Source organism: Enterococcus sp. AZ040 (genome assembly GCF_050499185.1).
GTDB lineage: Bacteria > Bacillota > Bacilli > Lactobacillales > Enterococcaceae > Enterococcus_D > Enterococcus_D entomosocium.
The window spans coordinates 1620284-1639470 of record NZ_JBMHEW010000001.1 but is presented as its reverse complement, the minus strand read 5'-3'; the positions used below and the strand labels follow the sequence as shown (position 1 = coordinate 1639470).

General features: G+C 42.7%; 20 protein-coding genes. 4 read left to right on the top strand and 16 right to left on the bottom strand.

The annotated features are described in order from the left end of the window. Positions 1–26: 26 nt before the first annotated feature. From IGK63_RS07545 to obgE, 7 genes are all read right to left on the bottom strand, one after another. Positions 27–539 carry an adenine phosphoribosyltransferase gene (locus tag IGK63_RS07545; RefSeq protein ID WP_005226167.1) on the bottom strand — a complete coding sequence of 171 codons (513 nt, stop codon included), beginning with the start codon at positions 537–539 and terminating at the stop codon, positions 27–29. 11 nt (positions 540–550) lie between these two features. Beyond that, complete coding sequence (recJ, locus tag IGK63_RS07540) at positions 551–2851, bottom strand: single-stranded-DNA-specific exonuclease RecJ (protein ID WP_016612307.1); 2301 nt, start codon at positions 2849–2851, stop codon at positions 551–553. A 147-nt stretch (positions 2852–2998) separates the two neighbouring features. After that, on the bottom strand, positions 2999–3436 hold the full coding sequence (locus IGK63_RS07535; RefSeq protein ID WP_005236087.1) for a lipopolysaccharide assembly protein LapA domain-containing protein: 438 nt from the start codon (positions 3434–3436) through the stop codon (positions 2999–3001). A 12-nt stretch (positions 3437–3448) separates the two neighbouring features. Beyond that, positions 3449–4237, bottom strand: coding sequence for an SDR family NAD(P)-dependent oxidoreductase (locus tag IGK63_RS07530; RefSeq protein ID WP_016612306.1), 789 nt, complete (start codon positions 4235–4237; stop codon positions 3449–3451). After that, a complete protein-coding gene (rnz, locus tag IGK63_RS07525; protein ID WP_034872611.1) occupies positions 4221–5177 on the bottom strand; it encodes a ribonuclease Z in 957 nt (318 codons plus the stop codon). Before rnz ends, IGK63_RS07530 begins: the two co-directional genes overlap by 17 nt. Before the next feature lie 72 nt (positions 5178–5249). After that, positions 5250–5825 carry a DUF456 domain-containing protein gene (locus IGK63_RS07520; protein WP_005236092.1) on the bottom strand — a complete coding sequence of 192 codons (576 nt, stop codon included), beginning with the start codon at positions 5823–5825 and terminating at the stop codon, positions 5250–5252. Positions 5826–6005: 180 nt separating this feature from the next. Then, entirely contained in the window at positions 6006–7319 is a 1314-nt protein-coding gene (obgE, locus tag IGK63_RS07515; protein WP_275626129.1) for a GTPase ObgE, read from the bottom strand. Between the two features lie 249 nt (positions 7320–7568). On the opposite strand from obgE, the gene gap reads away from it, so the two are divergent. Further along, positions 7569–8579, top strand: a complete 1011-nt coding sequence (gene gap / locus IGK63_RS07510) for a type I glyceraldehyde-3-phosphate dehydrogenase (protein WP_034872607.1) — start codon at positions 7569–7571, stop codon at positions 8577–8579. A gap of 50 nt (positions 8580–8629) precedes the next feature. Here the strand turns inward: gap and IGK63_RS07505 are convergent, their stop codons facing one another. Both IGK63_RS07505 and IGK63_RS07500 read right to left on the bottom strand, forming a co-directional pair. Then, positions 8630–9580 (bottom strand): alpha/beta hydrolase, encoded by a 951-nt coding sequence (locus IGK63_RS07505; protein ID WP_016612303.1) that lies wholly within the window; start codon positions 9578–9580, stop codon positions 8630–8632. 177 nt (positions 9581–9757) lie between these two features. Beyond that, complete coding sequence (locus tag IGK63_RS07500; protein ID WP_005236098.1) at positions 9758–10849, bottom strand: DUF871 domain-containing protein; 1092 nt, start codon at positions 10847–10849, stop codon at positions 9758–9760. A 182-nt stretch (positions 10850–11031) separates the two neighbouring features. On the opposite strand from IGK63_RS07500, the gene IGK63_RS07495 reads away from it, so the two are divergent. Next, positions 11032–11781, top strand: a complete 750-nt coding sequence (locus IGK63_RS07495; protein ID WP_034872605.1) for a peptidylprolyl isomerase — start codon at positions 11032–11034, stop codon at positions 11779–11781. Between the two features lie 52 nt (positions 11782–11833). Here IGK63_RS07495 and fabZ read toward each other — a convergent pair whose 3' ends face one another. Continuing rightward, positions 11834–12274, bottom strand: coding sequence for a 3-hydroxyacyl-ACP dehydratase FabZ (gene fabZ, locus IGK63_RS07490; RefSeq protein ID WP_005226178.1), 441 nt, complete (start codon positions 12272–12274; stop codon positions 11834–11836). Between the two features lie 206 nt (positions 12275–12480). Here fabZ and fabI point away from each other — a divergent pair, with 206 nt between their 5' ends. Both fabI and IGK63_RS07480 read left to right on the top strand, forming a co-directional pair. Then, the gene (fabI, locus tag IGK63_RS07485; RefSeq protein WP_005236100.1) at positions 12481–13236 is read left to right on the top strand and encodes an enoyl-ACP reductase FabI; all 756 of its coding nucleotides are present in this window, start codon (positions 12481–12483) and stop codon (positions 13234–13236) included. Positions 13237–13383: 147 nt separating this feature from the next. Next, the gene (locus tag IGK63_RS07480) at positions 13384–14301 is read left to right on the top strand and encodes a mechanosensitive ion channel family protein (protein ID WP_005236101.1); all 918 of its coding nucleotides are present in this window, start codon (positions 13384–13386) and stop codon (positions 14299–14301) included. A gap of 34 nt (positions 14302–14335) precedes the next feature. Here the strand turns inward: IGK63_RS07480 and cbpB are convergent, their stop codons facing one another. The 6 genes from cbpB to IGK63_RS07450 all read right to left on the bottom strand — a co-directional run bounded on the left by cbpB (position 14336) and on the right by IGK63_RS07450 (position 19178). Beyond that, a complete protein-coding gene (gene cbpB, locus IGK63_RS07475) occupies positions 14336–14839 on the bottom strand; it encodes a cyclic-di-AMP-binding protein CbpB (protein WP_005226181.1) in 504 nt (167 codons plus the stop codon). 109 nt (positions 14840–14948) lie between these two features. After that, the gene (locus IGK63_RS07470; protein ID WP_016612129.1) at positions 14949–15461 is read right to left on the bottom strand and encodes a metallophosphoesterase; all 513 of its coding nucleotides are present in this window, start codon (positions 15459–15461) and stop codon (positions 14949–14951) included. Further along, entirely contained in the window at positions 15458–16810 is a 1353-nt protein-coding gene (gene rph, locus IGK63_RS07465; protein WP_016612128.1) for a ribonuclease PH, read from the bottom strand. The genes IGK63_RS07470 and rph overlap by 4 nt, the downstream gene beginning before the upstream one ends. Next, complete coding sequence (gene racE, locus IGK63_RS07460; protein WP_008381904.1) at positions 16811–17626, bottom strand: glutamate racemase; 816 nt, start codon at positions 17624–17626, stop codon at positions 16811–16813. It abuts the gene before it with no gap. Positions 17627–17856: 230 nt separating this feature from the next. Further along, positions 17857–18513, bottom strand: a complete 657-nt coding sequence (locus tag IGK63_RS07455) for an amino acid ABC transporter permease (RefSeq protein WP_005236107.1) — start codon at positions 18511–18513, stop codon at positions 17857–17859. 17 nt (positions 18514–18530) lie between these two features. Then, complete coding sequence (locus tag IGK63_RS07450) at positions 18531–19178, bottom strand: amino acid ABC transporter permease (RefSeq protein ID WP_005226186.1); 648 nt, start codon at positions 19176–19178, stop codon at positions 18531–18533. Between the last annotated feature and the right edge of the window lie 9 nt (positions 19179–19187).

Genomic DNA, 19187 nt, shown 5'->3' with positions numbered 1-19187 from the left:
CGAGTCCTTTTTTTGTTTCTTCTTTTTTAGTATTCCATTAACGTCTTGATTTCAACACCTTGGATTTTATCTCTTCCATGTAAATCCATTAGTTCGATCAAAAAGGCACAGCCCACAACGATACCGCCTAGTTTTTCTACGAGTTCAATCGTTGCTTTGATCGTTCCACCAGTTGCTAGTAGATCGTCACAGATCAAGACACGTTGTCCTGGTTTGATAGCATCGGCATGCAACGTCAAAACATCCACGCCATACTCTTTTTCATACTCTGCTTCAATGGTTTCCCGTGGCAATTTGCCTTTTTTACGTACTGGGGCAAAGCCGACACCTAACTGGTACGCAACTGGACAACCAACGATAAATCCGCGGGCTTCTGGTCCTACCACCATATCGATGCCTTTTTCTTGTGCATACTCAACGATCTGCTGTGTCGCATAACGATACGCTTCTCCATCAGCCATTAACGGCGAGATGTCCCGAAAAATAATTCCCTCTTGGGGATAATCCGGAATACTAGCAATATACTCTTTTAAATCCATTTTTTTTCCTCCTAGACTGTCAACCACTGACGTAGGGTTGATAAATCACTCATTAATAAAAATTCTTCTGTTTTGATCATTTTTTGTCGTTGCTGATACAAATGACTCTCTGTCAGCGGACGAGAAACAGGATCAGCCGTTTTATTCAAAACACCATCTTGTATTGTAACAAATTCCAGCTCAGAAAACACCTGAATCATAAAAATAAGTAATTTTTCTGGAATTTTTAGATAGTTAGCGACCATCTTTAATTTGTAGCGAATATCCAAACGAGGCTGCTGCTTGATCAATTGAAAAAGCCGACCATATTGCTCTCTGGTGCCTCCCCCGTCTAAATAGGCATCTTCCGTCGAGTAAAACACAAACGCAATTCTTGAAGCATGAAGCGCTTGAACGACCTCTTTGATCACAGCAGAATCAGCAGGACAATCTAAAAACGCGATCTCTTGGAACGGACCAGCACAAAATGTATCTTTCACAGCAGCCACCGAGTCGAATAAGATCGTTTGTCCACAAAATCCTTGCAGCTCTCGAGGCAGTTTCTTATTGAAAACGACCCCTAATGTTTCATTTCCCAGAGAGACACCTTGCCGACTCCTTTTCGAACGATAATCAAACAACTGCAGCCCTTCCACTGCAAAGTCATCCAACATCAGCTGCGGTTTTTTGTTGCCATTCCATTCATTGATTGAAAGCTGACCAACGATCGATAGTCGATCATTTTCAAACTCTACTGAGTCTTTTCCAAAACCAAAGCCAATCACATCTAGCTGTAGATTGGACTCATCTGTCATCACTAACTTCAAGTGCTGGTTTTCGGTACCAATCTGGCGGGCATTTTGAGTCGATAAATTGGAAAACAGAAATTTCGGTAACGGATTGTCCGTTCCGAAAGGCGCTAAAACGTTTAAAGACTCAATAAAGTTGATCGATACTTCCGCCAATGGCAGTTCCTCATCGATCGCTAAGGGGATTCCCTGACTAAGATCAATTCCATTTTCTTCCACATTGCGATTCATCTGAGCTTGTAACATGTCCAAATGATCAATCGGGATACTTAAGCCGACCGCCGCATGATGACCACCAAAACTGGTAAACATGTCTTTCATCGTAGCCAACATTTCAAATAGATTCAACGCAGCGACACTTCTACCTGACCCTTTTGCTAACCCATTTTCTTTTTTGGTCAAAACGATCACGGGCTGTCCGGTACTTTGCATGATACGTCCAGCTACGATTCCTAAAACCCCTTCGTGCCAGTTATCACCTACGACCAGATGAACATGATTGGCAGGGTCGATTTTTTCTTGCGCTTCTTTCATGATTTCTTCAACGAAAGTTTTTCGCTGCTGATTGATCGTATCTAATGTCTTGGCTAAGGTTACTGCTTCTTCTTCATCAAATGTGGTTAACAAACGAACAGCAGGATTAGGATCTTCCAACCGACCAATTGCATTGAGGCGGGGGCCAACAGCAAAACCAATATCGGTTTCGTTGACTGTTCGTTTTTTCAATCCACTGACCGTCAACAACTCATTCAAACCAAGCCGATCAGTTTGTTGGATCATTTTCAGGCCATTGCTGACTAGTAGTCGATTCTCATCTGTCAAAGAAACCATATCAGCAATCGTCCCAATTGCAACAAGGTCCAGCAGTTCGACGGGCACTTCTTCTAATAGGGCACAAGCCACTTTAAATGCGACACCGACTCCCGCTAAATCACCAAACGGATAGTTTCCTTCAGGGTGACGGGGATGAACGATGGCAAAGGCTTCTGGGAGTTCTGCAGGAAGTTCATGGTGATCCGTCACGATCACATCGACCCCTTGCCCTTGAGCATAAGCAATTGCCTCATGTCCAGATACCCCATTATCAACGGTGATGATCAATTGCGTCCCTGCCGCAATTTTATCTTTATAGACAGTTATGTTGGGACCATACCCATCTGAAAAGCGATTGGGCAGATAATATTCAGCTTCAGCCCCTAGCAACTCCAGTGTTTCTTTTAATACGGTGGTGCTCGTAACCCCATCTGCGTCATAGTCGCCATAAATCAAGATCCGCTCACCATTTAAAATGGCTTCATGGATCCGTTCCACGGCCTTATCCATATCATGAAAGAGAAACGGATCATGAAGGTATTGCAGATCCGTTGATAAAAAAGCGTCTAGCGCTTCTGCTGTTCGAATATTTCTTTGCCATAGCAACGCGCCGATGCGCTCAGGAATCTTTCTTGCTTGGATCAATTCTTTAAATACAGGGGTAGCTTCGCTATCTTGCGGTAGCACCCAATGAAAATTTGCACGTTTCACCAAATCACTCCTAACTAGGTTATTATAGCAAAGTTTATGTAAAAAGGAAAAACAACGAAAGAAACAATTTATTTTTTCATGTCACAAAAAAGAGCTTGCAGCGAACGATGCGCCGGCAAACTCTTTTCTTAATTGCTCTCATGTATTCTAGGCTTGCGATTCAAAAGACTTCATTTCTTCATCAATCGTTGGCGGCGTTGAGGCGCCTGCAGCACGTGACGAAAGTTGCGCTTCTTGATCGTCGAGTTGTTGCTGCCTAGCTGCTAACTCCGCCTGCTTGTTGATATATTCTCGTTCCAAGGCTTCTCGTTCATCTTGCAGAACTTTCTCGTTATTCGTGCGATAATCCGAGAGCTCTTTTCTCAATTGTTTTAGTTCTTTTTTTTGACGGAACATTGCACTTGTGGAAACCAGCAACAAAATCAATGCGCCTAACAAAGCAGAACCAATAATGACTAAGATCAGTGGCGATTGAATCGTTGTGAAGCCAAAATTGATCGGAACAGTCATATTGTTTGCAACCGCAAATAAAACGATCACTAAAATCAGTAAAATACCAACGATAACACGCCATTGATTTTTCATGGGTTTCAACTCCTATTTTTTGTTGAACATCGTTCCTGCCATATAATCCCCGATTGCAGGAAACAGTGTATACAGTTTTGCTGCCGCCCCTAAAATATGTGGGCGATTGATTTCTCGTTTTGGATGAATCATGGCTTTGACGATCGTTTGTGCCAATTTGTTTGGTTCAAGGACAAGGCTGCCCACCGATGATAAGTAACTACCGCTAGGATCTGCTTGGTCAAAGAATGCCGTTTCGATCGGCCCTGGGTTGACCGTTGTTACGTTAATCCCCAGTGGTTTTAGTTCTAAACGTAAGGCGTTAGAAAAACCAAGTACAGCAAATTTCGTTGCAGAGTAAACTGCGGTCTTCGGCGTAGCTATCTTACCCGCAATTGAAGCAACGTTTATGATATGACCATGCTTTTGTTCAGCCATTTGAATCGCAACTTGCTGAGTCAAAACCATCATCCCAAGTACATTGACTTCAAACATATTACGGATGACCGCAGGATCCATCTCTGTAAACTCTTGAAAGATCCCGTAGCCAGCATTATTGACAAAGACATCGATCTTTCCGACTTTCTCACTGATTTTTTCTAATAAGCGCTCCACGCTTTCAGGATTTGCTACGTCCAATTGAAACGCATACGCTTCTTTGCCGCTTAATTCCATACATTGTTCTTTGACTTTTCCGATCAAATTCGTCCTCCGGGCACAAGTCACGACGATCGCACCACGTTTTGCGGCTTCATAACAGATTTGTTCTCCAAGTCCGGCAGAACCACCTGTTACAACGACAACTTTATTCTCCAAGTTCATCTGATTCTTCCTCTCCGGCAAAAGGGATCTCGACAATATCAAAATCTTTGACGATCAACGTATTCGGAAATACTTCTTTTGCTTCATTTACTAAATTTGTAATATCTTTGCCAACATAGCGCGCGCTGATATGGGTCAATAGCAAACGCTTGGCGTGAGCTTCTTGGGCAACTTCAGCAGCTTGTCGCGTCGTCGAATGAAAATAAGCGCGAGCCAACTTGGCTTCTTCTTTGTTGAAGGTACTTTCATGTACCAAAACATCCGCATCTTTCGCTAAAAGCACGGCGTTTTGACATTTACGGGTGTCACCTAATATTGTCACGATCCGTCCTTTTTTGGCTTGACCTAAAAAATCTGCCCCATTGATTTGACGACCATCATCGAGGGTAACTACTTCACCTTTTTTCAAACGTCCGAAGACAGGACCAGGTTTCAGCCCAAGTTCAAGCAATGCTTGCACTTGCAACTCCCCTTGATGGCTTGCTTCGACAATACGATAGCCAAAACTATCAATCCCGTGATCAAGGCGCAGACAAGATACTTCAAATTGCTGATCTTTAAAAAGAATCCCTTCTTCTTCAATCTCAAAAAAATGCAATGGATAGCTGACTTTCGTCTGAGAAATCCGCAAAACGGTTTGAATGTATGCTTTGATCCCCTTGGGTCCATAAATCTCTAGAGGTGTGTCTCCGCCTTGAAAGGAGCGGCTGCTGATCAATCCTGGCAATCCATAAATATGATCACCATGAAGATGGGTAATAAAGATTTTTTCAATCTTTCTCGGTCTAATCGTAGAATGCAAGATCTGCATTTGTGTCCCTTCGCCACAATCAAAAAGCCAAACGGCATTGCGTTCATCTAATAATCGTAACGCAGTGCTGGTCACGTTTCGATGTTTCGCAGGCACTCCAGCACCTGTTCCTAAAAATTCTAATTCCATAAGCTTCTTTCCTTTCATCTCTTTCCAATTTTAGCGGAAAAGAAATCAAGTTGCAATTGAAGCTTGCGGTTTTTATTTCTCGGATTGGCTATCGGATTCATCGTTATGGGAATTTTTCCAATCCTCTTGAACACGTGCCTTGGTGGATTCTTCGACTTTTTTGGCCGTCTCGATCTCTGCCTCGACATCATCGTAGTCAAAACGAGTGATGTCACCGCCTAATTCATTCATGATCAGTTGGTTCAAAGGACGATTGTCCTCTTCATCGGCAATCAATAATAACCCCGTATCGCCTACACCAATTTGGTTTCCGACGTGTTCGAAGAGCATTTGCGCATTTTGGATCTCTTTTGCGTCACGAGTAGCACCGATCATACTACCGCCAAACCAGCCCAACATGATTCCCAAAGGCCCACCTAACACACCAACGAGCATCCCGATCAAACCACCAGTTGATGTCTTATTGTTTCCAGTAAAATCAAGAAAATCCTCGACTTTAAATTGATGCACGCCTTCATTGGTGTGGGTAAGAACCGCCATTTGCTCTCCTTTGATCTTTCGTTCCATATGCATCCGTTTCACTTCAGAAAAGGCTTGATACGCTTTGGCACTAGCATCAAAGTTCATTACAATGACTCGTTTTGACATAAAAATCGCTCCCTTTGGTTTATTTGTTCTTTTCTTTATTTTAACAGTAAATCATTTAAATGAAAAAAGAAACCAAAAAGACTGCTGATCATTGATTTCTTAGAGAAAATCAATGATCGGCAGTCAAAACCAATTCAACTATGAAGGATTTTTTAAAAAAAATGATGTTCTTTTAAACGCTTATTCGACAAACTCAAATTCAAAATTACCGATACGCACAATATCACCGTCTTTGGCACCTCTCGCACGCAATGCTTCATCGACACCCAATCCACGTAATTGACGAGCAAAACGCATCACAGTCTCATCGTGATCAAAGTTCGTCATTTGGAATAGTTTTTCGATTTTCTCACCGCTCAAGATCCAAGTTGCATCAGGATCGCGATCGATTGCAAACTCCGGTTCATCCGATTGGAAGCCGTAATGAACCACATCTTCTTCGATTTCTTCATCGTACAAGAGGAACTCAGGAGTGACTTCCAATAGATCCGCTGTCGCATTCAGCAAGGCATCGATTCCCTTACGAGTGACACCAGAGATTGGGAAAATCATTGGTTCATCCGCGAACTCATCCGATTTTTCTTTTGCCAGCTGCTCTTTGAAAAGGGCTAGGTTTTCTTCAGCATCCGGCATATCCATCTTATTGGCAACGATGATCTGTGGGCGCTCTAGTAAGCGCAAGTTATGGGTCGACAATTCATTGTTGATGGATAAATAGTCTTCATATGGATCGCGCCCTTCCATGCCGCTCATATCGATCACATGTAAAATGACCCGCGTCCGTTCGATATGACGTAAAAACTGAGTCCCTAAACCAACACCTTGCGAAGCACCTTCGATCAAGCCAGGCAGATCGGCTACTGCAAAACTACGACCATCAGTGGTCGTTACCATGCCTAAATTTGGCACCAGTGTTGTAAAATGATACGCGCCGATTTTTGGACGAGCAGACGAAATCACAGAGAGTAATGTTGACTTCCCAACTGAAGGGAAACCAACTAAACCAACATCTGCTAAGACTTTTAGTTCGAGCTCGATCTTTCTTTCTTGACCGGGTTCTCCGTTCTCTGCTAATTCTGGGGCTGGATTTTTTGGAGAAGCAAACCGAATGTTCCCACGGCCGCCCCGCCCGCCTTTTGCGATTACTAATGTTTGACCTTGCTCAATCAAATCACCTAATAAGGTACCTGTTTCAGCATCACGAACGGTGGTGCCTTGGGGTACTTTGATGTAAGTATCATCTGAGCCACGGCCGTGCATTCCTTTACTCATGCCATTTTCCCCGGGTTGCGCTTTAAAATGACGATTAAAGCGGAAATCCATTAATGTACGCAAACCTTCGTCTACGACTAAAATGACATCACCGCCACGTCCCCCGTCCCCACCTGCGGGTCCGCCGTCTGGGACATATTTCTCTCGGCGAAAAGCAACCATTCCGTCGCCGCCTTTTCCTGCTTTGACATCGATTGTCACTTGATCTAAAAACATGGACATTATTTGTCCTCCATTCTTTTTTTACTACCTTCTATACTTTTTGATTATCAGTTATCTCACTTTAAGTGGTTACTATTTCTCTAATAAGAAAGTCTATTTTATTGTAACGACCGAAACGCCTTTTGTCTATCTTTTCTCATGGGTTTCCGTAAGAAATCGCGAATTCTTAAGGGTTATTCTTTGACAGTCACAGGAAATCGTAGCAAACTTTTAAGTGTACCAGTACACAATCAAAGGAGGAAACAAGAAATGACAGTAAAAGTTGGAATCAATGGTTTTGGACGAATTGGACGTTTGGCTTTTCGTAGGATCAGAGAAGTTTCTGCCGATATTGAAGTTGTGGCAATCAATGATTTAACAAGCCCCGTAATGTTAGCACATCTATTGCAATTTGACTCGACCCACGGCACGTACCCTGGAACTGTTACTGCAACGGATAATGCTATCGTTGTCGATGGCAAAGAGACCCGAGTGTACGCTGAACCAGACGCAAGCAAAATCCCTTGGGCAAAAGAAAATGGCGTCGATATCGTTTTAGAATGCACGGGTTTTTACACTTCCGCAGAAAAAGCCCAAGCTCATCTTGATGCGGGTGTCAAACGAGTCGTGATCTCCGCACCAGCTGGTAATATGAAAACGATCGTTTACAATGTCAACTCCGACACGTTAACAACAGAGGATACTATCATATCCGCAGGTTCTTGTACGACCAACTGCTTAGCTCCGATGGCCTACTTCTTAAATGAGGAATTCGGGATCGAAGTTGGTACGATGACGACGGTACATGCCTATACTTCTACCCAAATGCTATTGGATGGTCCAGTAAAAGGCGGAAACTTAAGAGCCGCTCGGTCCGCTGCAGACAACACGATCCCTCACTCGACGGGTGCTGCCAAAGCGATCGGTCTAGTTATTCCAGAATTAAATGGCAAATTACAAGGCCACGCCCAACGGGTTCCTGTCGTCGATGGTTCTTTAACAGAATTAGTCTCAATTTTGAAAACCAAAGTAACCGCCGATGAAGTCAATGAAGCGATCAGAAAACACACCGTCGATAATCCGTCATTCGGTTACGATGACCGTGAGATCGTCTCTGGAGATGTGATTGGTACCACTCAAGGGTCTATCTTTGATCCGACACAAACAGAAGTAACCACGGCTGGGGATTTCCAACTGGTGAAAACCGTCGCTTGGTATGATAATGAATATGGCTTTACATGCCAAATGATTCGTTTGCTAGAAGAATTTGCTCGTTTATAAGCCAAAGGTCAAGCAAAAAATGCCGGTTCTTTTTTAGAACCGGCACTTTTTTATTCATTTGCAGGGTGATCGTATTTGTCCAAAAAAGCTGCAATTTTTTCTTTATAAAGGTCTGGATCTGTTTTATAGCTTTTCGCATGCTCGGCACCTGAAACAACCCACTTTTCTTTTGGTGCATCGGTCGCGTTATACAAAATATCCAGCATCGAATAAGGAACAAACGTATCCGCATCGCCATGGATAAAAAAGATCGGACGCGTATTCTTTTGCAGTTGTTTGACTGCATCTGCTTCACCGAAGAAATACCCCGCTCGGATTTTTGTGACAAGACTAGTGACATTCATCAATGGAAAGGCCGGTAGACCAAACAATTGATCGAGTTGATAACCCAATTCTTCATTGACGTTGGTATACCCACAATCTTCAATGATAGAAGTGACATTTTTCGGCAAGTCTTCCCCACTGGTCATCATTACCGTGGCAGCCCCCATACTGATGCCATACAAAGTGATCGTTTCTTCAGGACCATTTTTTGTGAGTACTTCATCGATCCATTGCAGATAATCCTTACGTTCGTGCCACCCAAAACCAATATAATCTCCTTCGCTTTGACCATGCCCTCGAGCGTCTGGAACCAAGACATTATAGCCTAAATCATGATACATCTTAGCATAGTCCGCCATCGTTTCTGCATTCCCCATGTAGCCATGCGCGATGATCGCCGTTTTTCCTCGATTCTTCTCCTCCGCCGGTAGATAAATGGCGGATAATTTTAAATCATCTTCAGAAGTCAGCTGCCACATCTCACGATTTGCTGGATCTGTAAACCAATTTTGCGATTCATTTCCTGTCTGATTTTCATCCGTACCAGGGGTATCTCCTTCCAAAAAATCTTTTTCTGAAGGAACCACCGCATAATCGTAAAAATAGTTTCCTGCATACCCTAATCCTGCAATTGCTAATACAGCCACTCCGATGGCAATCTTCCAGCGCAATTTCACACTTGTCACGTCCTCTTGTTATATAGTTTACATAATATTATTATGGTTTCGTCATTCCTCAAGGAAAGAACCCACTACATAAATTACCGTTTTTTGCTCATGTTTGTCAATCGCAAGCGCCCAAAAAGAAAACCATTGCCAACAATCTTTGTTGGCAATGGTTGATTTTCGTGGTAATTAGTTATTTTCGACCAATTTAAAACTTGACCAAGGTTTCAAAAATTCTAATAAGAATAGTTCCTCATCAGCGATCTTACCAACGACATTGACTCGACCATCATTTTTCATTGCTTTCAAGGCGATTTGCGTCTCCCCTTTGTATTGTCCATAGCCAGCATTATCGATCAAGACATCCCCTCTTACCATATCACGGGTATCATGAGGCGGAAATTCCTTGTCTTTATAATAGATCCGCGTCATCGTTGAACGCAAGATGTATTCCGAACGATCTCCTCGATAGCTGTGCAGATTATCGAAGAGACAAATTCGTTCATCTTCAGTGATTCCGTCAACGACATCGACTCTTAATGTCGGATAATCCGCGTGAAACGCTTCAGCCATTGCTGCCAATTCTGCTTCTGAAGCATAGGCATTTCCAACAGAGATATCATCGATCAAACCAGTCAACACTAAATGTTTGACTTGCGTAGCTAGTGGCAGATCACGATGATCTTCCAAAGAGCATAAACCATCTTGTGTTGGCCATGGACCGAAATCAGCTTCGTGAGAATTCACGAAAGCCATCGTATTTAAATTGTATTTGCGGAATTTTTCCGAACAAAAAACGAAATGGTCGTAGCCCAACCCTGAATAGCGATGAGGATAGAAGTTATGCGAGCCGAGTAAATTTTCAGTATTAGGCGAATAACTCATGATGTTATCCACGTAGCTCGTACCACTGCTCATATTGATTTCGATTTTAATCCCGTAAGGATTACGCGTCATTTTGGCTTCTTCTGAACCAGTAAAACCAATATCTAACCGAACACCGTAAGCCCCCATCTCATCAAAGAAGGATAAATCATCATAAGAAATACCTAGCTGTTCGAATAAACCAGGATTGATATCTACCATGACTTCCATTCCTAACTGATTGGCATAATCCACGACTTGTTTAAAGTCTGCCAAGACTTTTTCTTTGTCATCGTTGATTTGTAGCAAACTGGTAAATACCCGTTTAAAGCCGTATTTGTGTGCCAAGTCTAAATACGCTTTGTCCTTTTCAAACGTTGAGCGCTCTGGATAAATCGATATCCCTAATTTTCCCATCAAAAAAACCTCCTGTAAATTCTATCCGTTTATTATAATGAATCCTCTTTCATTATAACAAACATCTAAAAAGTGGTCTACACCTTTCCGCCTGTTTCTTTCTCATTCCACAAAATCTGCGCTTTCTTCTATGTCTCTTTTTTGTTATGATTATCATTAAGAAAACTGGAAGGAATGAAAGAATGAAAAAAATCCTATTCGCACTGACAGCAGCTGCTAGCCTTTTATTATTAGCTGCTTGTACAGGTTCAAGTACCACCGATCCCTCATCAAGCAATTCGGCAGAAAGCACGTCAACCTCAGAATCCGTTGACTTGAATGCCCTGGAATTGCCGCAATTATCAACGGATGTGCAAGAGAATGAAGCCTTAGTTGAAATGGTGACGGAAGAAGGCTCAATCAAAATCAAACTTTTCCCAGAGATCGCGCCCAAAGCAGTCGAAAACTTTTTGACCCATGCCAAAGATGGTTATTATGACGGCTTGACTTTCCATCGTGTCGTAGAAGAGTTTATGATCCAAGGGGGCGACCCTAATGGTGATGGCACTGGCGGAGAAAGCATATGGGGCGAAGGATTCGGCGAAGAATACTCGAACCAGCTTTATCACTTGCGAGGCGCATTGGCAATGGCAAAATCAAGTGCGCCAAACAGCCAAGGCAGTCAATTCTACATCGTTCAAAATGATCAAGACGTATCCGACGGTCTAGCGATCCAACACTATCCTGAAAAAATCATCGAAGCCTACAAAAATGGTGGAACACCACAATTGGACGGTAGCTATACCGTTTTTGGTCAAGTGATCGAAGGCATGGATGTCGTAGATAAAATTGCGCAAGCAGAAACCCAAGACTCTGGCAATGGTGAGAATTCTCAACCGGTTGAGCCAGTGAAGATCGAAACGATCAAGGTCTTACAAGAAGCCAAAGAATAAATAAAAAAAACCGCTGAAGTCTCCGATACTCGGGAATTTCAGCGGTTTTCTTTTACTTTTGGTCGCCTACGATAAAGGTAAATTCGCACTCAGCAGCTTTTTTGCCATCCACTGTCGCTACCGCATCAGCAGTTCCAACGGAGCCTTTTATTTTGGTGATCTCAAAAACAAGTTTCATAGTATCTCCCGGAACAACTTTTTGACGGAATTTGGCTTTGTTTATGCCGCCGATATACGCCGTTCTACCTTGGAATTCCTCGGATTTCAAGATCAGGATCGATCCTGCTTGTGCCAATGTTTCTAAAATCAAGGCACCCGGCATTACTGGATTTCCCGGAAAATGACCTTGGAAAAAGTCTTCGTTGATGGTAACATTTTTCGTTGCGATAATCTTTTTGCCAGACTCGATTTCATCGACATAATCAATATATATAATTGGGTAGCGATTTGGAATCAAATCCATGACTTCTGTTTCAGTCAATAGTTTTTTCATGGTTTCCCTTCCTTGCTTAAGAATTTATTATAGTTTGATTATCAAAGTATCATAGTTCAACGGAATTCGCAACTAAATATTTATTAAGAAAAAAATAGTTTGACAATCAAACAATTATGCTTAATAATTAGAAATCAAGATAGTTTGATTTACTATTTGTCATTATACGTATTTTATTATTGTTGAATTTATTAAGGAGTGGAATTATGAGTTTTTTAACCGGTAAAAAAGTTGTCGTCATGGGCGTTGCCAACAAACGCAGTATCGCTTGGGGCTGTGCACAAGCATTAAAAGCACAAGGAGCCGAAGTGATCTACACGTATCAAAACGACCGCATGAAGAAGCCTTTAGAGCGCTTATTGGAATCTGATGAATTTGTAGTGGAGTGTGACGTCGCTAATGACGAAAGCATTGCTGCCGCCTTTGATACAATCAAAGAATATGCTGGAGAGATCCATGGTGTCGTCCATGCCGTCGCTTATGCTAATAAAGAAGATCTTTCTGGCGATATTTTGAATATTTCTCGTGACGGTTATGCTTTGGCGCAAGACATCAGCAGTTATTCATTGATTGCTGTCACCAAATATGCCAAACCAATCTTAGCTGAAAATGCTGGAATCGTTACCCTTTCCTACTTAGGTGCCGAACGGGCAGTACCAAACTACAACATGATGGGTATTGCGAAAGCTGCTTTGGAATCAAGTGTTCGCTATTTAGCTGCCGAACTTTCACCGCAAAAGATCCGTGTCAATGCGATTTCAGCTGGCGCCATCAAAACGCTAGCAGTAACAGGTGTAAAAGACTATCAAAAACTGATCCAATTGTCAGAGGATCGAACACCAGATCATATTGGTGTAACGATCGAAGAAGTCGGCAATGCTTGTGCCTTCTTGATCAGTCCTTTATCAAGCGGGATTATCGGCGAAGTGATTTTTGTTGATAAAGGCGTTCATTTATCTTAATCAATAATTGTCATAGAAAAGTCTGCTGTTTGCCTACCCGTTGGCTGAGCAGGCTTTTTCTGAAAAAAACAGGTATTTCAGAAAACCTCCTTTGCATTTCTATTTTATCTTCGTTAAAATAGATGCAGTAAGACTTGGAGGGATTTTATGAAACAACTGCTACTCGCAGCTAGCACGACCGATTCAAGTGGTTCCAGCATTACTGAACCAGCAGCTGCTCAGCTCAATGCATTGCAAAAATGGTGGGCGTCCATCGACTGGGAATCGATCATTGGCCTACTGATTCAAAAAGCATTGATGTTGCTTTTTTTATGTATCCTATTCGGTATTTTATTGAAAATAAGCAATATGATCATCGATCGGATCTATCGTTCCTATGAAAAAAAAGCCAGTTTCAATGTGAGTCGAATCAACACGATCCATACCCTGATCCGCAATACGGTTCATTACACATTAGGCTTCTTTTTTGTCTATGCACTCCTTTCAACCATCGGCGTACCTGTAGGCTCTCTATTAGCAGGTGCCGGAGTCGTCGGTGTCGCACTTGGTTTAGGCGCCCAAGGTTTTATGAACGACTTGATTACTGGCTTCTTTATTATTACCGAGCAACAAATCAATGTTGGTGATTACGTCCGCTTGACCAATCTGACGCTTGAAGGTACGGTGACGGCAGTCGGTATTCGGACTGTTCAATTAAAATCCGTTGATGGAACCGTTCATTATATCCCAAATCGTAACATCACGACCATCAGTAATACATCAAGAGCCAATATGCAAGTCGTGGTCGACGTACGTATCTTACCATCTGAAGGCTTAGATGAAATACGTGCCATCATTGAAGAAGTCAATGAACAGATTGCTCAGCAGCATGAAGAAGAGATTCAAACGGCCCCTACGGTCTTCGGTTTAGTGGATCTGGGGAACAACAACTTTGCAATTCGTACGACCATGTATGTGACCAACGGTACGCAATGGAAAATCAAAGAGGAATTTTTGGCCGCATCGATCGATGCTTTAACTGCCAAAGGCTATACGATCCCCAATGCGCCGATCGTCGGTATTTAAAAAAGGTTATCCCGAAGCTGGGATAACCTTTTTTCTATACCACATGCAGTTCATCTGTCATCTTTGGGGCATCCTCTTTAGAAATCAGCAAATAGCGTCTTTCAATTTCGTGCGCCAAATGATTGACGGATTTTAAAATCTCTTTGCGGGTGATAATCCCAACAAAGACATTGTCATCATCAACGATCGGCAAGAATGCTTGATCTACTAACAAATGCAGCATACTTTCCAACTCATCGTTTTCTTTGATGCAATTCACATTGACTTCCATGACATCTGCCACAGTCAGCCCTTCAATATTTTCCATACTGAAGCCAGTGAGATCCATCATGCGTTCTACGATGTTTGAGAGGCTGATTAAGCCGACTAAATGGTCCTCACTATCTAGTACAGGGATCTTTGAATAGCCCACTTTTGATAAAACAAGCAATGCGTGACTCAAAGGGTGGTTATAAAATACCGATGCCACATTTTCTGCCGGCACCAAGAAATTTTCTTGGTTCTCGAGTAATATTTTTTCTACGGTCTGTCCTATCAATCTAATTGCCTCCATTTCACAGCTACTCTTCTATTTTACTTGAAAATGAGAATAGAAAGTTGAAACCTGCAAAATTATAATGAAATTTTTACTTTTTGATTCCGCTTACTTAGCGTGTGAAAACAAAAGCTAGCTCAGGGACTTTATGAAAGGAACGATCATAGTATTGGATTGCCCATTGTTCTGGCGTACTTTCAATAATCGCAAAGCTTTTGATTTGAATTTGCCCTCGCGGTTGGGAAATACTGCCGGGATTCAAGAAAAGCCGATTCCCAACTTTCTCACAAGCAATTTGATGCGTGTGACCAAACAGTGCGATCGAGGCATCGGCTTGTTGCGCTTGCAGCCCTAATTTCGTTACACCAAAACGGACATCTGCTAAGTGGCCATGAGTCATATAGATGGTGTCCAGCGGCGTTTTGATGATACGCTCATTGGGAAAACCACCGCCATAATCGCAATTGCCGCAAACGACTTGAAAAGTATCCCACAAAGGGTCTGCGTCAGGTAGTTCGGAGTCCCCACAGTGCAGGAATAAATCGACTTGATTTTCGAATTCATTTTTAAGATCAACAAGAATCTCACGATCTGAATGATTGTCACTGACAACTAAATATTTCATGCATTTTCTCCTTCTAACCACTCCTGCCACTGTTCCTGCAGCTTTTTGATTGCTAGACCACGGTGGCTGACTCGGTTCTTTTCTTCTTGACTCATTTGGGCTGCGCTTTGCTCTGAACCATCAGGAATAAACAATGGATCGTAACCGAACCCATTTTCTCCACGAGGGATACGGCCGATTCTTCCCGGCCATTGAGCTTCAACCACCAAACTCTCTTTTCCTGGCGCTGCGAAAACTAACGTACAGTGAAATTGAGCACTGCGCTTGTCATCTTCGACATCCGTCAATTCGTAAAGTAATTTTGCATTATTGGCAGCGTCACTTTTTTGCTCACCAGCAAATCGAGCAGAGTACACCCCTGGTCGACCCCCTAATGCATCGACTTTCAGTCCTGAGTCATCAGCTAACACCGGTCTTCCCAAAATTCTGGCGATGGTTTCCGCTTTAAGGCGGGCATTTTCTTCAAAGGTGGTGCCGGTTTCTTCAACATCCGGCAAGGAAGGATAGTCTTTTAAGGTGCGGACATCGTAACCTGCTGCGCCAAATACGGCTTTAAACTCCTTGGCTTTTCCTGGATTGCCTGTAGCAATGACAATCGTTTTTTCGGGAATCTCATAAGGGGGTTCATCTGGTAAAAACAGTGCCTCTTTTTGATAGGCGATCAATTCTTCGATAGCCGTTTTTCCGTAGATCAGCATCTCATTCAACTGCTGACCATCAAAGGTCGCTTCTTCCCCAGTTCCTTGCAATTCGACAAATCGACCAGATTCCGTCATCACCAAATTCATGTCAACAGCAGCTGAAGAATCTTCTTGATAATCGAGATCAGTCACACAGGTACCATCTGGTAAGATCCCGACACTAATTGCTGCCAAATGCTCCTTGATTGGATCTTCCGTCAATGCTTTGTCACGCAACAAGGTATCGATAGCTAAACGCAACGCGACAAAAGCGCCGGTAATACTGGCTGTTCTGGTACCGCCATCCGCTTGGACGACATCACAATCGACGACGATACTACGTTCCCCTAATTTTTCTAAATCAACTACGGCTCGTAAGGAACGAGCGATCAGCCGTTGGATCTCCATCGTACGACCAGAAAGCTTGCCTTTGGCACTTTCTCGACGATTACGAGTGTTGGTCGCTCGTGGGAGCATACTGTATTCGGCTGTGACCCAGCCTTTTCCCGTATCTCGTAAAAACGGAGGGACCCGATCTTCAATCGTTGCCGAACAAATCACGGTTGTGTCACCAAAAGAGATCACAACCGATCCTTCGGGGTGTTTGTAGACGTTGGTTTGAATGTTGACTGGTCTTAACATTGTTTCTTTTCTGCCATCATGTCGCATTTAAAAGCCTCCTAAATCAGTGTGAATCGATGAGATCGTATCTAAATCAAGCCAATCATTGGCGATCTCATCAAATATTTTCGGTGAACCAGTAGTAAAGAATGCATGTTGCGGATGCGGATCGTCCTGACTCGTTGCTGCAATGGAAAAATAGTCCAACAAGGTACTGACTTCCCCCACCGTTTCTGCCCCTGAATCAATCAGCTGGATATGGGCGCCTAATTCATTTTGGATCAAAGGGCGCAATAAAGGATAATGAGTACAGCCCAGAATCACTGTATCTAACCGCTTGTTTTTCAATGGACGCAACGTTTCTGCCACGATTTTCTTGGCGACCGAGCTATGGTATTGTTTGCTTTCTACGATCGGCACAAACTTTGGGCAAGCCAAACTGACGACTGACGCATGGGGCGCTTTGCCATGAAGAGCGCGCTTGTAAGAGTCGCTTTTGATCGTTCCATTTGTTCCGATGACACCGATTCGCTGGTTTTTGCTTGCTTTGACTGCTGCTCGACTACCGGGCAGGATCACGCCAATCACCGGGATCGCTAGTTTTTCTTTGATTTCTTCAAGGGCGACAGCTGTCGCTGTATTACAAGCGATCACCAACATTTTAATGTTTTTTTCTAATAAAAAACGGGTCATTTGCCACGTATACGCGATAACTTGCTCAGCAGGTCTCGGACCATACGGGCATCTGGCTGTATCTCCCAGATAAAGAATCGATTCGTTGGGTAATTGCTTGATTGCTTCTTTGACGACCGTCAACCCACCAACACCAGAATCGATAAAACCAATTGGTCTGTTGTTTGTCATAGTTTCCATCCTTTACATGAAAAAAAGAGTTTGGTGCGTTTTTCTCTCTTATTCATTTTGGACTTTTTTTGTCTATTTTTCAAGTATTCCTTTCGTTTGCTAAAAAAGCTTTCCCAAAAAATACGAAACGGTCAAAAAGAAAAAAGCCCCAACGATTGGCTCACAACCCACAAGTTGCACTTGCATGGGTAAAAGACCGATCGTGGGGATGATTTTGTCGATTATTCTTTTTAGTAATCGTACTGACGTTTTTCCAAAAAGCCAGAAAGCAATGACAATGCATAACAAACCAAAAAGTATAAAACAGTCATTGCCAAAAACATAGGCAAAACATAGTTTGTATTTTGACCATAAATGATTCGAGCATGATGAGTCAGCTCTGGTAAAGAAATAATCACGGCTAATGACGTATCTTTGATCAAAGAGATCAACTGACTGACGATCGCTGGCAACATCGCTTTAAATGCCTGTGGCACGACGATACTCCGCAATACTTCGACATAGCTTAGCCCTGTTGACAAACCAGCTTCCATCTGCCCTTTTGGCACAGCATTCAAACCAGCACGAAAGATTTCAGAGAGCATCGCTGATTCAAAAATCGTCAACGCCACAACCGCTGACCAAAAAATATTAAAGCGGATACCGATCTGCGGCAATGCAAAGTAAGTGAAAAAGATGATCAAGAGCAAAGGCAAGTTACGAATAACATCGATCACGACACCTAATACTTTAGAAAAGACCGGGATCGAGCTGAAGCGCAAAATGCCGGCGATCCCTCCGATAATAAAGCTAAATAAAATCGATAGGATCGACACTTCAACTGTTACCCGCAAGCCATCGATCAAGAAGCGAATGTTAATCGCTGAAAAAGCTTCAAAAAAATCCATAGTTCGTTAGCTCCTTTCTATGAGCGGACAGCCCAACGCCGTTCCAAGTAAACCATCAAATAAGACAATGGTAGGGTAATGATCAAATAGAAAAGACCAACAATGATATACGTATCGAATGTATTGAAGGTCTCACTTGCGATCAAATCCCCTTGATACATAATATCTAATCCTGCGACCATCGCCAAAATTGATGAGTTTTTAACAAGATTGATAAATTGATTGCCTAACGGCGGTACGACGATCTTAAAAGCCTGAGGCAAAATAATGTAACGCATCGCTTGGCTGTACGTAAAACCAGAAGACAAGGAAGCTTCCATCTGGCCTTTAGGAACCGTTTGAATCCCTGACCGGATCGTCTCAGCGATAAATGCCGATGTATAGATCGTTAAGCCAATCGTTCCCGCTTGAAAACCGTCAAAAGAAACCCAATACATTGGCACAACGACATAAAAGAACATCACGATGATCAATAAGGGAATATTTCTAAAAAACTCAACATACGCTTTGGCAATCCCTTTGATGAGGCGATTGTCTGACAACTGAAAAATTGCCATTAAGGTTCCGATCAAAAGACTAAAAAACAGTGCGATCAAACTCGCCATGACTGTGTATTTAAAGCCTTCAATAAACTGACCGGTATACGTTTGAAATAATTCAACCATTCAGTTTCC

Excerpts from the sequence above, each read along its gene's own strand:
- IGK63_RS07450 (WP_005226186.1), bottom strand. The coding sequence starts at position 19,178 with ATGGTTGAATTATTTCAAACGTATACCGGTCAGTTTATTGAAGGCTTT.
- IGK63_RS07470 (WP_016612129.1), bottom strand. The coding sequence starts at position 15,461 with ATGAAATATTTAGTTGTCAGTGACAATCATTCAGATCGTGAGATTCTT.
- IGK63_RS07530 (WP_016612306.1), bottom strand. The coding sequence starts at position 4,237 with ATGAACTTGGAGAATAAAGTTGTCGTTGTAACAGGTGGTTCTGCCGGA.
- gap (WP_034872607.1), top strand. The coding sequence starts at position 7,569 with ATGACAGTAAAAGTTGGAATCAATGGTTTTGGACGAATTGGACGTTTG.
- IGK63_RS07545 (WP_005226167.1), bottom strand. The coding sequence starts at position 539 with ATGGATTTAAAAGAGTATATTGCTAGTATTCCGGATTATCCCCAAGAG.
- obgE (WP_275626129.1), bottom strand. The coding sequence starts at position 7,319 with ATGTCCATGTTTTTAGATCAAGTGACAATCGATGTCAAAGCAGGAAAA.
- fabZ (WP_005226178.1), bottom strand. The coding sequence starts at position 12,274 with ATGAAAAAACTATTGACTGAAACAGAAGTCATGGATTTGATTCCAAAT.
- IGK63_RS07500 (WP_005236098.1), bottom strand. The coding sequence starts at position 10,849 with ATGGGAAAATTAGGGATATCGATTTATCCAGAGCGCTCAACGTTTGAA.
- rnz (WP_034872611.1), bottom strand. The coding sequence starts at position 5,177 with ATGGAATTAGAATTTTTAGGAACAGGTGCTGGAGTGCCTGCGAAACAT.
- IGK63_RS07535 (WP_005236087.1), bottom strand. The coding sequence starts at position 3,436 with ATGAAAAATCAATGGCGTGTTATCGTTGGTATTTTACTGATTTTAGTG.
- fabI (WP_005236100.1), top strand. The coding sequence starts at position 12,481 with ATGAGTTTTTTAACCGGTAAAAAAGTTGTCGTCATGGGCGTTGCCAAC.
- IGK63_RS07480 (WP_005236101.1), top strand. The coding sequence starts at position 13,384 with ATGAAACAACTGCTACTCGCAGCTAGCACGACCGATTCAAGTGGTTCC.
- IGK63_RS07495 (WP_034872605.1), top strand. The coding sequence starts at position 11,032 with ATGAAAAAAATCCTATTCGCACTGACAGCAGCTGCTAGCCTTTTATTA.
- rph (WP_016612128.1), bottom strand. The coding sequence starts at position 16,810 with ATGCGACATGATGGCAGAAAAGAAACAATGTTAAGACCAGTCAACATT.
- IGK63_RS07520 (WP_005236092.1), bottom strand. The coding sequence starts at position 5,825 with ATGTCAAAACGAGTCATTGTAATGAACTTTGATGCTAGTGCCAAAGCG.
- IGK63_RS07455 (WP_005236107.1), bottom strand. The coding sequence starts at position 18,513 with ATGGATTTTTTTGAAGCTTTTTCAGCGATTAACATTCGCTTCTTGATC.
- racE (WP_008381904.1), bottom strand. The coding sequence starts at position 17,626 with ATGACAAACAACAGACCAATTGGTTTTATCGATTCTGGTGTTGGTGGG.